The organism is Bartonella sp. 220B (genome assembly GCF_026930205.1).
Lineage (GTDB): Bacteria > Pseudomonadota > Alphaproteobacteria > Rhizobiales > Rhizobiaceae > Bartonella.
In genome coordinates, this window is sequence record NZ_JANHOI010000005.1 from 1 (window position 1) to 12,385 (window position 12,385).

The 12,385-nt window shown below is 42.2% G+C and carries 24 protein-coding genes; all 24 read left to right on the forward strand.

Annotated elements, in window-relative coordinates; genetic code table 11:
• The first annotated feature begins 23 nt into the window (after positions 1–23).
• The gene (rpsJ, locus tag NPX99_RS04600) at positions 24–332 is read left to right on the forward strand and encodes a 30S ribosomal protein S10 (protein ID WP_004855744.1); all 309 of its coding nucleotides are present in this window, start codon (positions 24–26) and stop codon (positions 330–332) included.
• A gap of 27 nt (positions 333–359) precedes the next feature.
• Entirely contained in the window at positions 360–1,100 is a 741-nt protein-coding gene (rplC, locus tag NPX99_RS04605; protein ID WP_269030730.1) for a 50S ribosomal protein L3, read from the forward strand.
• Positions 1,100–1,720: a 50S ribosomal protein L4 gene (rplD, locus tag NPX99_RS04610; protein ID WP_269030817.1), complete on the forward strand. Its 621-nt coding sequence runs from the start codon at positions 1,100–1,102 to the stop codon at positions 1,718–1,720. Before rplC ends, rplD begins: the two co-directional genes overlap by 1 nt.
• Entirely contained in the window at positions 1,717–2,010 is a 294-nt protein-coding gene (locus NPX99_RS04615) for a 50S ribosomal protein L23 (RefSeq protein WP_126603507.1), read from the forward strand. The genes rplD and NPX99_RS04615 overlap by 4 nt, the downstream gene beginning before the upstream one ends.
• Positions 2,011–2,031: 21 nt before the next feature.
• On the forward strand, positions 2,032–2,865 hold the full coding sequence (gene rplB / locus NPX99_RS04620; protein ID WP_269030731.1) for a 50S ribosomal protein L2: 834 nt from the start codon (positions 2,032–2,034) through the stop codon (positions 2,863–2,865).
• Positions 2,866–2,880: 15 nt separating this feature from the next.
• Positions 2,881–3,159, forward strand: a complete 279-nt coding sequence (gene rpsS / locus NPX99_RS04625) for a 30S ribosomal protein S19 (protein WP_004855734.1) — start codon at positions 2,881–2,883, stop codon at positions 3,157–3,159.
• 2 nt (positions 3,160–3,161) lie between these two features.
• On the forward strand, positions 3,162–3,551 hold the full coding sequence (gene rplV, locus NPX99_RS04630; protein WP_269030732.1) for a 50S ribosomal protein L22: 390 nt from the start codon (positions 3,162–3,164) through the stop codon (positions 3,549–3,551).
• Positions 3,551–4,261, forward strand: a complete 711-nt coding sequence (rpsC, locus tag NPX99_RS04635; RefSeq protein ID WP_004861864.1) for a 30S ribosomal protein S3 — start codon at positions 3,551–3,553, stop codon at positions 4,259–4,261. The genes rplV and rpsC overlap by 1 nt, the downstream gene beginning before the upstream one ends.
• Positions 4,262–4,297: 36 nt before the next feature.
• Positions 4,298–4,711 carry a 50S ribosomal protein L16 gene (gene rplP, locus NPX99_RS04640; protein WP_269030733.1) on the forward strand — a complete coding sequence of 138 codons (414 nt, stop codon included), beginning with the start codon at positions 4,298–4,300 and terminating at the stop codon, positions 4,709–4,711.
• Between the two features lie 12 nt (positions 4,712–4,723).
• Positions 4,724–4,924 (forward strand): 50S ribosomal protein L29, encoded by a 201-nt coding sequence (gene rpmC / locus NPX99_RS04645; protein WP_269030734.1) that lies wholly within the window; start codon positions 4,724–4,726, stop codon positions 4,922–4,924.
• Positions 4,925–4,935: 11 nt separating this feature from the next.
• Positions 4,936–5,175 carry a 30S ribosomal protein S17 gene (rpsQ, locus tag NPX99_RS04650; RefSeq protein WP_269030735.1) on the forward strand — a complete coding sequence of 80 codons (240 nt, stop codon included), beginning with the start codon at positions 4,936–4,938 and terminating at the stop codon, positions 5,173–5,175.
• 145 nt (positions 5,176–5,320) lie between these two features.
• Positions 5,321–5,689 carry a 50S ribosomal protein L14 gene (gene rplN, locus NPX99_RS04655; RefSeq protein WP_004859184.1) on the forward strand — a complete coding sequence of 123 codons (369 nt, stop codon included), beginning with the start codon at positions 5,321–5,323 and terminating at the stop codon, positions 5,687–5,689.
• 12 nt (positions 5,690–5,701) lie between these two features.
• Positions 5,702–6,016: a 50S ribosomal protein L24 gene (gene rplX, locus NPX99_RS04660; RefSeq protein ID WP_004861873.1), complete on the forward strand. Its 315-nt coding sequence runs from the start codon at positions 5,702–5,704 to the stop codon at positions 6,014–6,016.
• Positions 6,009–6,566 carry a 50S ribosomal protein L5 gene (rplE, locus tag NPX99_RS04665; RefSeq protein WP_269030736.1) on the forward strand — a complete coding sequence of 186 codons (558 nt, stop codon included), beginning with the start codon at positions 6,009–6,011 and terminating at the stop codon, positions 6,564–6,566. The genes rplX and rplE overlap by 8 nt, the downstream gene beginning before the upstream one ends.
• A gap of 24 nt (positions 6,567–6,590) precedes the next feature.
• Positions 6,591–6,896 (forward strand): 30S ribosomal protein S14, encoded by a 306-nt coding sequence (gene rpsN, locus NPX99_RS04670; RefSeq protein WP_126603504.1) that lies wholly within the window; start codon positions 6,591–6,593, stop codon positions 6,894–6,896.
• 14 nt (positions 6,897–6,910) lie between these two features.
• On the forward strand, positions 6,911–7,309 hold the full coding sequence (rpsH, locus tag NPX99_RS04675; protein ID WP_269030737.1) for a 30S ribosomal protein S8: 399 nt from the start codon (positions 6,911–6,913) through the stop codon (positions 7,307–7,309).
• A 38-nt stretch (positions 7,310–7,347) separates the two neighbouring features.
• Positions 7,348–7,881 carry a 50S ribosomal protein L6 gene (rplF, locus tag NPX99_RS04680; protein ID WP_269030738.1) on the forward strand — a complete coding sequence of 178 codons (534 nt, stop codon included), beginning with the start codon at positions 7,348–7,350 and terminating at the stop codon, positions 7,879–7,881.
• Between the two features lie 12 nt (positions 7,882–7,893).
• Complete coding sequence (gene rplR / locus NPX99_RS04685; protein ID WP_269030739.1) at positions 7,894–8,256, forward strand: 50S ribosomal protein L18; 363 nt, start codon at positions 7,894–7,896, stop codon at positions 8,254–8,256.
• A 108-nt stretch (positions 8,257–8,364) separates the two neighbouring features.
• Entirely contained in the window at positions 8,365–8,913 is a 549-nt protein-coding gene (rpsE, locus tag NPX99_RS04690; protein ID WP_010705121.1) for a 30S ribosomal protein S5, read from the forward strand.
• 31 nt (positions 8,914–8,944) lie between these two features.
• The gene (gene rpmD / locus NPX99_RS04695) at positions 8,945–9,151 is read left to right on the forward strand and encodes a 50S ribosomal protein L30 (protein WP_126603500.1); all 207 of its coding nucleotides are present in this window, start codon (positions 8,945–8,947) and stop codon (positions 9,149–9,151) included.
• A gap of 20 nt (positions 9,152–9,171) precedes the next feature.
• A complete protein-coding gene (gene rplO, locus NPX99_RS04700; RefSeq protein WP_269030740.1) occupies positions 9,172–9,639 on the forward strand; it encodes a 50S ribosomal protein L15 in 468 nt (155 codons plus the stop codon).
• 166 nt (positions 9,640–9,805) lie between these two features.
• The gene (gene secY, locus NPX99_RS04705; RefSeq protein WP_269030741.1) at positions 9,806–11,152 is read left to right on the forward strand and encodes a preprotein translocase subunit SecY; all 1,347 of its coding nucleotides are present in this window, start codon (positions 9,806–9,808) and stop codon (positions 11,150–11,152) included.
• A complete protein-coding gene (locus NPX99_RS04710) occupies positions 11,149–11,727 on the forward strand; it encodes an adenylate kinase (RefSeq protein ID WP_269030742.1) in 579 nt (192 codons plus the stop codon). The genes secY and NPX99_RS04710 overlap by 4 nt, the downstream gene beginning before the upstream one ends.
• Positions 11,728–11,904: 177 nt before the next feature.
• On the forward strand, positions 11,905–12,273 hold the full coding sequence (gene rpsM / locus NPX99_RS04715) for a 30S ribosomal protein S13 (protein ID WP_241438666.1): 369 nt from the start codon (positions 11,905–11,907) through the stop codon (positions 12,271–12,273).
• Positions 12,274–12,385: the final 112 nt, after the last annotated feature.

Consider the following 12,385-nt stretch of genomic DNA (forward strand, 5'->3'; position numbering starts at 1 on the left):
GCGTGACAAGGAAATAAGAGAGCATGAACAGTCAAAATATCCGCATTCGCTTGAAAGCATTTGACCACAGAATTCTTGATGCATCGACACGCGAGATTGTGTCGACTGCTAAGCGTACTGGTGCAAATGTCCGTGGTCCTATTCCGCTGCCAACGCGGATTGAGAAGTTTACAGTCAATCGTGGGCCGCACATCGATAAGAAGAGTCGTGAGCAGTTTGAAATGCGTACACATAAGCGTCTTCTTGATATTGTTGATCCAACACCGCAAACAGTGGATGCGCTTATGAAGCTCGATCTTTCTGCTGGTGTGGATGTAGAGATTAAGCTCTGAGGTTTGAGGACAGAAGGAACAGACCCGATGCGTTCAGGTGTAATAGCACAGAAGCTGGGCATGACCCGTATTTATAATGAAGCTGGTGAGCATGTGCCGGTAACAGTACTTCGTTTGGAGAATTGTCAAGTTATTGCTCAGCGTACAGTTGAGAAGAATGGTTATACTGCTGTTCAATTAGGTGTAGGCTTTGCCAAGGTTAAGAATACTACGCAAGCTCTTCGTGGACATTTTGCTAAGGCTTCAGTTGAGCCAAAAGCCAAAATAGCGGAGTTTCGTGTAAGTCCCGACAATCTTCTTGATGTCGGTACTGAGATTACCGTGGAACATTTTGTTCCAGGGCAGAGGGTTGATGTGACAGGTACGAGTATCGGTAAAGGTTTTGCTGGTGTTATGAAGCGGCATAATTTTGGTGGACACCGTGCTTCTCATGGTAATTCAATCACGCATCGTGCTCATGGTTCGACAGGACAGTGTCAGGATCCGGGTAAGGTGTTTAAAGGTAAAAAAATGGCTGGCCATATGGGACAGGTTCGTGTAACAACACAGAATATTGAGGTTGTTTCTACGGATGTTGAACGCGGTTTGCTTTTAGTGCGTGGTGCTGTTTCTGGCTCTAAGGGCGCTTGGATTTTGGTGCGGGATGCCGTAAAAAGACGTCTTCCTGATAATGCGCCTAAGCCTGCTGGTATTCGCCGTTTTGCGAAAGAGAAAACAGAAATGGTTGCTCCAGTGATGGAAACCTCTGAAACTGAGGGAGCCGAATGATGGATCTTGTAGTTAAAACCCTTGATGGTAATGAAGCTGGTAAATTAAAGGTTTCTGAGGGTATTTTTGGTCTTGTTCCGCGTGAGGATATTTTGCAACGTGTTGTTCGTTGGCAGCTTGCGCGTCGTCAGCAGGGAACGCATCAATCGCAGGGGCGATCTGATGTGTCACGAACAGGGGCGAAGATGTTTAAGCAAAAGGGAACAGGGCGTGCTCGTCACTCATCTGCTCGTGCGCCGCAGTTCCGAGGTGGTGGTAAAGCGCATGGTCCGGTCTTTCGTAGTCATGCATGCGATCTTCCTAAAAAGGTTCGTGCACTTGGAGTGCGTCTTGCATTATCAGCAAAATTAAAGGCAAATGATTTAATTGTTGTTGATGATCTGAGTGTTAAAGATGCTAAAACAAAGATGCTTGTTTCCAGTTTTTCTAAGCTTGGATTTAATAATGCTCTCTTAGTTGGTGGCAAAGAGATTGATATTAATTTTTCTCGCGCAGCATCTAATATTCCTAATATTGATGTTTTACCAATTCAGGGGATTAATGTTTATGATATTTTGCGTCGCAGCAAACTTGTTTTATCAAAAGCAGCTGTTGAGGCTCTTGAGGAGCGTTTTAAATGACAGATCTTCGCCATTATGATGTAATTGTTAGTCCAGTTATTACTGAAAAGTCGACTATGATTTCTGAGTATAATCAAGTTGCTTTTAATGTCGCGCCGAAAGCGACAAAACCTGAAATTAAAGCTGCTGTTGAAGCGCTTTTTAGCGTTAAAGTTAAAGCGGTTAACACGATAGTCCGCAAGGGTAAAGTGAAGCGTTTCAAGGGTGTTGTTGGTCGGCAGAGTGATGTCAAAAAAGCGATCGTGACACTGGCCAGTGGTCAGTCTATCGACGTTTCGACAGGTCTTTAAAGAGGCTCGGAGATAAGAATAATGGCACTTAAGCATTTTAATCCAACTACAGCCGGGCAGCGTCAACTTGTTATTGTAGATCGTTCTTGCCTTTATAAAGGTAAACCTGTAAAAGTGTTAACTGAAGGTTTATCGTCGAAGGGTGGGCGTAATAATCGCGGCCGAGTTACTGCTCGTTTTCAAGGTGGTGGACATAAGCGTAGCTATCGGTTTGTTGATTTTAAGCGTTTTAAACGTGATATGACTGCAAAAGTAGAGCGTTTGGAATATGATCCAAATCGGACTGCTTTTATTGCGTTAATTCGCTATGAGGATGGACAATTAGGCTATATTATTGCGCCACAGCGTCTTGGTGTTGGCGATTCGGTTATAGCTGGTTCAAATGTTGATGTTAAGCCAGGGAATGCTATGCCACTTGGTAATATGCCGGTGGGTACAATTATTCATAATGTTGAAATGAAACCCGGCAAGGGTGGTCAAATTGCTCGTTCAGCTGGTACTTATGCGCAATTGGTTGGACGAGATCAGGGGATGGCTATTCTTCGTCTGAATTCTGGAGAACAGCGTTTGGTATCTAGTAGTTGTTTTGCAACTGTTGGTGCTGTTTCAAATCCTGATCATGGGAATATTAGTGATGGTAAGGCAGGTCGGTCACGTTGGCGTGGTAAACGCCCACATGTTCGTGGTGTTGCTATGAACCCAGTTGATCATCCACATGGTGGTGGTGAAGGTCGTACATCAGGGGGACGTCATCCAGTGTCTCCTTGGGGTAAACCTACGAAAGGCAAGCGTACGCGCTCCAATAAAGCCACTGATAAGTTTATTATGCGTACGCGTCATCAGCGCAAGAAATGAGAAAGGTAGTCTGAAGTGGTTCGTTCAGTTTGGAAAGGTCCGTTTGTTGACGGCTATCTTCTTGGAAAAGCAGAAAAGGTTCGTGCAAGTGGGCGCAATGAAGTTATTAAAATATGGAGTCGTCGCTCTACTATTTTACCACAATTTGTTGGCTTAACTTTTGGTGTTTACAACGGCAATAAGCATATTCCTGTTTCTGTTTCTGAAGAGATGGTTGGGCATAAATTTGGTGAGTTCGCTCCCACCCGGACTTATTATGGGCATGGTGCAGACAAGAAAGCGAAGAGGAAGTAGGAATGGGAAAAGCTAAAGTTCCGCGCCAGCTTAAGGGTAATGAAGCAAAAGCCGTTACGCGGACAATTCGTGTTAGTCCGCAAAAGCTTAATTTAGTTGCTGCGATGATTCGTGGTAAGAAAGTGAATATGGCACTCGCTGATTTGACGTTTTCACGTAAACGTATTGCTGGGACTGTGAAAAAAACTCTTGAATCAGCGATTGCAAATGCAGAGAATAACCACGATCTTGATATTGATTCGCTCGTTGTTGCAGAAGCCTATGTTGGTAAGTCGATAGTAATGAAGCGTTTCCATGTTCGTGGTCGTGGACGTGCCAGTCGGATTGAACGTCCGTTTTCGCATCTTACTATTATTGTTCGTGAAGTTACCGAAAAAGTGGAGGCCGCATAATGGGTCAGAAGATCAATCCAATAGGACTTCGTCTTGGAGTTAATCGGACCTGGGATTCCCGTTGGTATGCTGATAGTGGTGAGTATGGACGTCTTCTTCATGAAGATTTAAAGATTCGCTTATATGTGCTTGAAGAGTTAAAACAAGCAGCTATTTCTAAGGTTGTTATCGAGCGTCCTCATAAGAAATGTCGTGTGACGATTCATTCAGCTCGTCCGGGTTTAATTATTGGTAAAAAGGGTGCTGATATCGAGAAGCTTCGTCGTAAGCTTTCAGAAATGACAAATGCTGAGACGTCGTTGAATATTGTGGAAATTCGTAAGCCAGAAATTGATGCTACGATTATTGCACAGTCAATTGCTCAGCAGTTAGAGCGTCGTGTTGCTTTTCGGCGTGCAATGAAGCGGGCAGTTCAATCAGCTATGCGTCTAGGAGCCGAAGGAATTCGTATCAACTGTTCTGGTCGTCTTGGTGGAGCTGAAATTGCTCGTATGGAATGGTATCGTGAAGGTCGTGTTCCACTTCATACCTTGCGTTCTGATGTTGATTACGGTACAGCAGAAGCTAAGACTGCTTATGGTATTTGTGGTGTTAAGGTGTGGGTCTTTAAGGGTGAGATTCTCGAGCATGATCCGATGGCTTCAGAGCGTCGTGCTACGGAGGCTGATCATTCTGGTTCTTCATCGAATCGTCGCCGCGAAAGTGCTTAGTTTTTGTGATTGAACTAGAATTTGGAGTAGAGAGCAATGTTGCAGCCAAAGCGCACAAAGTTCCGTAAACAGTTCAAAGGCCGTATTCACGGTGTTTCGAAAGGTGGTACGGATTTGAATTTCGGTGCTTACGGTTTGAAGGCTGTTGAGCCGGAGAGAATTACTGCCCGCCAAATTGAGGCAGCGCGTCGTGCGATTACGCGTTATATGAAGCGTTCTGGTCGTGTGTGGATTCGTATTTTTCCGGATCTTCCGGTTACATCTAAGCCGACCGAGGTCCGTATGGGTAAGGGTAAGGGAAGCGTTGATTATTGGGCTACGCGTGTTGCACCTGGACGTGTCATGTTTGAGCTTGATGGGATTCCTGAAGATGTAGCGCGTGAAGCATTAAGATTAGGTGCTGCAAAATTGCCTATTAAAACGCGTTTCGTACAGCGTATTGCTGAATAAAGAGGTTAAGCGATGAGAGCCACAGAATTACGGGCGCAAACGCTCGACCAAATGAAAAATGAATTGGCTAAGTTAAAGAAAGAGCAGTTTAATTTGCGCTTTCAGAAGGCAACAGGTCAATTAGAAAAGACTGCACGTGTTAGGCAGGTTCGTCGTGATATTGCGCGTGTTAAAACTTTTCTTCGTCAGAAGATAAACGAAAGTAAGGTTTAAGGAAAGAAGAGATGCCTAAACGCATTTTGCAGGGTGTTGTCGTTAGTGACAAGAGCGATAAGACTGTCGTTGTTAAAGTGGAGCGCCGTTATTCTCATCCACTTCTTAAAAAGACTGTTCGGCAGTCTAAGAAATATAAGGCGCATGACGAGAACAACCAGTTCAAGATTGGGGATCGAATTTCTATTCAGGAATCTAAACCAATTTCGAAAGATAAACGTTGGATTGTTATTAAAAGCAGTGTAGCGTAGTTCATTAGGTTTATTGTTGTAAAATTTGACAGTGGATTTGTTTCCATTGGTAAATTTAGGGCAATAGATTTATCGTTATTTGGCAGGCGAATCCGGGGTGTTAGAGACATGACCGGGTATAAATGTTAAGAGAAGGTGGCCAGTCATGATTCAGATGCAAACAAACCTCGACGTTGCCGATAATTCTGGTGCCCGTCGTGTCATGTGCATCAAGGTGTTAGGCGGTTCAAAGCGAAAATATGCTTCGGTCGGCGACATTATTGTTGTTTCGGTTAAGGATGCTATTCCTCGTGGCCGTGTTAAAAAAGGTGATGTGATGAAAGCTGTGGTGGTTCGTACTGCTAAGGATATTCGTCGCGCAGATGGCAGTGTTATTCGTTTTGATGGGAATGCTGCTGTTTTAGTGGATAATAAGAAAGAGCCGATCGGTACACGTATCTTTGGACCAGTTCCTCGCGAACTTCGCGGTAGGAATCATATGAAGATCATTTCGCTCGCTCCTGAAGTCTTATAAGGAGTGTGTGTTATGCAAAAGATTCGAAAAGGTGATAAAGTCGTTGTTTTATCCGGTAAGGATAAAGGGTGTAGTGGTGAAGTAATTAAGGTAAATCCAAAGGAGAATAAGGCTTTTGTTCGCGGGGTTAATATGATTAAACGTCATCAACGTCAAACGCAAAAGCAGGAAGCTGGAATTGTTTCTAAGGAAGCTCCAATTCATCTCTCTAATTTGGCGATTGCTGACCCTAAAGATGGTAAGCCTACGCGTGTAGGTTTTCGTATGAATGCAGATGGTAATAAAGTTCGTTTTGCCAAGCGTTCGGGAGAATTGATTAATGGCTGAGGAAAAACAAACGCCGCGTATGAAGGTGCATTATTTTGAAGTGGTTCGTAAAATCCTTCAGGAAAAGTTTAATTACAAAAATGTGATGCAAATTCCACGGGTTGATAAAATTGTAATTAATATGGGAATTGGCGAAGCAACGGCCGATTCTAAAAAGCCTTCTATTGCTGCTGAGGATTTGGGGTTGATAACAGGTCAGAAAGCTGTTGTTACCCGTGCGCGTAACTCTATTGCGACCTTTAAGGTTCGTGAAGGAATGCCACTTGGAGCTAAAGTTACATTGCGTAAAGATCGTATGTTTGAGTTTTTAGATCGTCTTGTTACGATTGCGCTTCCACGGGTTCGTGATTTTCGTGGTCTGAATCCAAAAAGCTTTGATGGTCGTGGCAATTTTGCTATGGGTATTAAAGAGCACATTGTGTTTCCAGAAATCAACTATGACAAAGTTGATCAAATTTGGGGCATGAATATTATCGTTTGTACGACAGCAAAAACGGATGATGAGGCGCGCGAGTTGTTGCGTGCTTTTAATTTTCCTTTTCGTTCGTAACGGCAAACGTAGCGAGGTAAGGTTATGGCCAAAGTCAGTGCCGTTGAAAAGAATAAGCGTCGTGAACTGATGGTAAAGCGTTATGCTGCGCGTCGTGCACGCTTGAAAGCAATAGTTATGGATCAGAAGGTTTCTCTCGAAGAGCGTTTTAAAGCTTCTGTTCAATTGGCAGAGTTGCCACGTAATTCTGCAAAAGTTCGCGTCCGTAATCGCTGTGAAGTTTCAGGGCGTCCACGGGCTTATTATCGTAAATTAAAAATGTCGCGAATTGCATTGCGTGAACTTGGTTCAGTGGGCCATATTCCAGGCATTGTTAAGTCGAGTTGGTAAGAGGAGATTATTTAATGTCTATGTCAGATCCTCTTGGTGATATGCTCACGCGTATTCGTAATGCACTTGGTCGTAAAAAAAGCAAAGTGGTTACGCCTGCGTCTAAGCTTCGTGCACGTGTTCTTGATGTTCTTCAGTCTGAAGGTTATATTCGCGGATATAATCAAATCGATTTAGGTGATGGGAAGTCTGAAATTGAAATCGAGTTGAAGTATTTTGAAGGATTAGCGGCTATTCGTGAAGTTGCACGGGTTTCAAAACCTGGTCGACGTGTCTATGTTTCTGCTAAGTCGATTCCTCAAGTGGCAAATGGTCTTGGTATTTCGATTTTATCAACTCCTAAGGGCGTTATGGCGGATCATGAGGCACGTGAACAAAATGTCGGTGGAGAGCTCCTTTGTCGTGTTTTCTAATGAGTGTTAAGAAAACAGAAAAAATGTAGGTTAGAACAATGTCTCGTATTGGTAAAAAGCCCATTTCAATTCCTTCTGGGGTTACCGCAACTGTTGAAGGACAGCTGGTTAAGGCAAAAGGTCCGAAAGGTGAACTGAGCTACGTCGTTAATGATGAAGTTTTAGTGAAGTTTGAGGAAAATTTTATATCTGTTTCGCCACGGGATCAGTCAAAAGATGCACGCTCTAAATGGGGTATGTCGCGTTCAATGATTGAAAATATTTTTTGTGGTGTAAAAGATGGTTTTGAAAAGCGACTAGAGATCAACGGGGTTGGTTATCGTGCCGCTTTGCAGGGTAAAGATGTTCAGCTATCGTTGGGTTTTTCTCACGATGTGATTTATAAAGTTCCAGCTGGGATTACTGTAACGATTCCTAAACCTACAGAAATTGTGATTTCTGGAATTGATAAACAGCAAGTTGGGCAAGTTGCAGCAGAAATTCGCGAATATCGTAGGCCTGAGCCTTACAAAGGTAAAGGCATTAAACATGCAGATGAGCGCATCTTTCGTAAAGAAGGTAAGAAGAAGTAAGGATTTTGTATTATGGTTTCATCTAAGGACATTATCCAACGTCGTGCGCGGCGTGTGCGGCGTAGAATCAAAATGGTTTCTAGTGATCGTCCGCGGCTTAGCGTTTATCGTTCAAATCAGAATATCTATGCTCAAATTATTGATGATTTGCGTGGGTGTACGCTTGTTTCCGCATCTACCCTTGAAGGAGATTTGAAAAAAACGTTAAAAAGTGGTGCTGATAAAGAGGCGGCTTTTGCTGTTGGTAAATTAATTGCTGAGCGTGCAAAACAAGCTGGTGTTAATCAGGTAGTTTTTGACCGTGGGGCATATGTTTACCATGGAAGAGTAAAAGCTTTGGCTGAAGCTGCTCGTGAAGGTGGTTTAAACTTTTAAAATGCCTTATTTTTATTTATAAGGTAGTTAAGATATTTCGTATAAGTTTCTATGATTTATGGTGGAACTTTGTTGGAGTGCTTCCGGAAAAGAATAAAGGAATGAGGAATGGCACAGAAAGAACGTGGTGAGCGAGAAGAACGTGAGAATGAATTGGTTGATAGACTTGTTCATATTAATCGTGTTGCTAAAGTTGTAAAGGGTGGGCGACGTTTTGGTTTTGCCGCTCTTGTTGTTGTTGGAGATCAAAAAGGTCGTGTGGGCTTTGGCCATGGTAAAGCACGTGAAGTACCAGAGGCTGTGCGTAAAGCTACAGAAGCAGCAAAGCGCGGAATGATTTATGTTCCGCTTCGCTCTGGGCGTACATTGCATCATGATCTTGAAGGTCGTCACGGGGCTGGTCGTGTTTTGTTGCGTTCAGCTTCTGCTGGTACTGGTATTATTGCTGGTGGACCGATGCGTGCTATTTTTGAAACTCTTGGTATGCAAGATGTTGTTGCAAAATCATTGGGGTCATCCAATCCTTATAATATGGTGCGTGCAACATTTGATGCTTTAGCACATCAAATGCATCCTAGAGATATTGCAGCTCAACGTGGCATCAAATATTCAACTTTACAGGCACGTCGTCGGCATTTAGTCGATGTGGAAGGGTAGTTTCTGAGATTATCAGAAAAGGAATTAGAAAATGGTTCAGAAAAAATCTCAGAGTGGCAAAACTGTGACGGTAGAACAAGTTGGGAGTCCGATTCGGAATTCGCAGATTCAGCGTGCGACTTTGAAGGGGCTTGGATTAAATAAAATGCGGAGACGGCGTGTTTTAGAAGATACACTTTGTGTGCGAGGTATGATTGCTCGTGTTCGGCATCTTGTTCGCGTTATAGATGAAGATTAGAGGTTGCGGGAGTATAAAATATGAAACTCAATGAACTGCATGATCGCGAAGGCGCAACAAGAGATCGCAAACGTCTTGGACGTGGTATTGGTTCAGGTACTGGTAAAACTGGTGGTCGTGGTGTAAAGGGACAAAAATCACGTTCTGGTGTTTCACTTAATGGTTTTGAAGGTGGGCAAATGCCTATCTATCGTCGTTTGCCGAAACGTGGATTTAGGAATTTTTTTGCAAAAACTTACAACGAAGTTTCACTGGGACGTATTCAGTCGGCAGTTGATGCAGGGAAATTAAATATTGAAAAGCCTATTGATATTATTGCCTTGAAAGAAGCTGGTATTATTCGTCGTATGAAAGATGGCGTGCGTCTTCTTTCTGGTGGTGAATTGAAAGCAAAGATTATCGTTCATGTTTCTGGTGCTTCTGAAGCTGCTCGTGCTAAGGTTGAAAAAGCTGGGGGGCAGGTTACTTTTCTTGAATCTGCTCAGTGAGCTTATTTTGATATGAATGATATTCTAAGGAGATTCGTATGCTTTCTTTAGAATATCTTTTGTGGAGAGTTGTTTGAGTTCTGCATTTTTTTATGTATAACGATATGGATTTTAAAAGCTATATTTCTGTGCTTTAAAGAACTGGAGTGTGGATGGGAGAGGTTTTATGGCATCAGCAGCAGAGCAATTTGCTTCCAATATAAACTTTAGCACTTTTTCACGTGCAACTGAATTGAAAAAGCGCATTTGGTTTACCCTCGCTGCGCTTCTTGTTTATCGCTTTGGTACTTATATCTCCCTCCCCGGTATTAATATTGATTCTTTACGGCAAACATTTGAACATCACGCCTCGGGTGTTTTGGGATTATTTAATATGTTTGCTGGAGGTGCTGTTAGCCGCATGGCAATTTTTGCACTGGGAATTATGCCTTATATATCGGCATCAATTATTGTGCAGTTGCTCACTTCAGTTATCCCTTCCTTGGAAACTCTCAAAAAAGAAGGGGAACTCGGTCGTAAGATTATTAATCAGTATACCCGTTATGTAACGGTAGTGTTGGCAATTCTACAGGCATTTGGTATCGCAGTTGCGCTTGAATCTGGTATAGGAACAGGACTTCAAATTGTTGTAGAGCCGGGTCTTATGTTTCGTATTTCTTCTGTTATTACCCTTGTTGGTGGAACAGTGTTTCTCATGTGGCTTGGTGAACAGATTACTTCACGTGGTGTTGGTAATGGGGTATCCCTTATTATTTTTACAGGTATTGTTGCTAATCTCCCTTCCACTTTTGCTCAGCTGTTGACTGCTCATAGTCAGGCTGATTTGTCAACTTTTTTGCTCATAGGAATTGTTCTTATCGCAGTTTCTGTTATTGGCATTATCGTTTTTGTAGAACGTGCACAACGGAGAATTCTTATTCAATATCCGAAACGTCAGGTTGGTAATCAAATTTTTCAAGGTGATATGTCGCATTTGCCTTTAAAATTGAATACTGCTGGTGTTATTCCACCAATTTTTGCTTCATCTTTATTATTGTTGCCTGCAACTGTTAATAATTTTTCTGACAAAATGCCCCAATGGGTTCAAGCTATCTCTTATTCTCTTGGTCATGGACAACCTCTTTATATGATTATTTATGCACTTTTGATGGCATTTTTTTGCTTTTTTTATACGGCAATTGTGTTTAATCCGAGTGATACAGCCGATCAATTAAAAAAACATTCTGGTTTTATTCCTGGTATTCGTCCTGGTGAACGTACGGCTGAATATATTGATTATGTTTTGACACGTATTACTGTTGTCGGGGCGATATATATTATTTTGGTCTGTCTATTGCCTGAATTTATGATATCTGCGTTACAGGTTCCTTTTTATCTTGGAGGAACGTCTTTGTTGATTGTTGTTACTGTTACGCTTGATACAGTCGCTCAAATTCAGGGGCATCTTGTTGCCCATCAATATGAAGGTTTGATTAAAAAATCGAAACTTCGTGGAGGCAGAAGGAATCGATGAGAATTATTCTTTTAGGACCTCCTGGGGCTGGAAAAGGTACACAAGCTAAAATGTTGACTGAGAGGTATCATATTCCTCAGTTGTCAACAGGTGATATGTTGCGTGAAGTGATTGCTAAAGAGACAGAAATTGGAAAAAAAGCAAAAGCTATTATGTGTTCTGGTGCTTTGGTTTCGGATAATATTGTTAATCAAATTGTCTCAGATCGAATTGATGAAAGTGATTGTATAAACGGTTTTGTTTTGGATGGGTATCCGCGGACTGTAGGACAGGCAGAAGCATTGCAAAGGATTTTGCAGTCAAAAAATATGCGACTTGATGCTGTTATCGAGTTGAGGGTTGATGAGGATGCGCTGATTGAGAGAATGAAGAAGCGCGTTGAGGAAACAATAGCTGCTGGTGAAAAAGTTCGTTTAGATGATAATTCTGTTGCATTTGCGAAGCGATTGGTGGAATATCGTGAAAAAACAGCTCCTTTATCAAAGTTTTATTCAGAAAGAGGATTGTTGAAGGTAATTGATGGGATGATTGGTATTGATGAAGTATCACGCGTAATTAAGGAGTTTCTTCAATAATATTTTTTAGAAATAAATGAAAAGTATTGACTTTTTTTGTAATATCTATCAAAAGAAACCTAATTTATTTCAGTAAGGTATTAAGATTCGGTGTGCGTTTGTATCGGATCGTTTTTTTTCTGTAAAGTGCATCAGGTGCTTTGCAGCTAGTGTCAATATAAATCAAGGAGAGTGGACGTGGCTCGTATTGCTGGCGTCAATATCCCGACAAATAAGCGTGTTATTGTTGCGCTTCAGTATATTCATGGGATTGGACCAAAATTTGCTCAAGAAATTACTAAAAAGGTTGGTATTCCTATAGGGCGCCGCGTTCATGAGCTTTCTGATGCAGAAGTGTTGCAAATTCGTGAGGCGATAGATCAGGGTTATCAAGTGGAGGGTGACCTTCGGCGTGAAGTTGCTATGAATGTTAAACGTCTGATGGATCTTGGTTGTTATCGTGGTTTGCGCCATCGTCGTTCTTTGCCTGTTCGTGGACAAAGGACGCATACAAATGCGCGTACTCGTAAGGGACCAGCTAAGGCAATTGCCGGTAAGAAAAAATAACAGTCTTTTAGAAAAAAAAGGATTTGTTTTTTTAAATGTTTTGTTTCTTGTTTATTCATTTTTAATGAAGACGAGGAAGGTGGAGCTGCTGGTATTACGGCAGTGAAGAGAT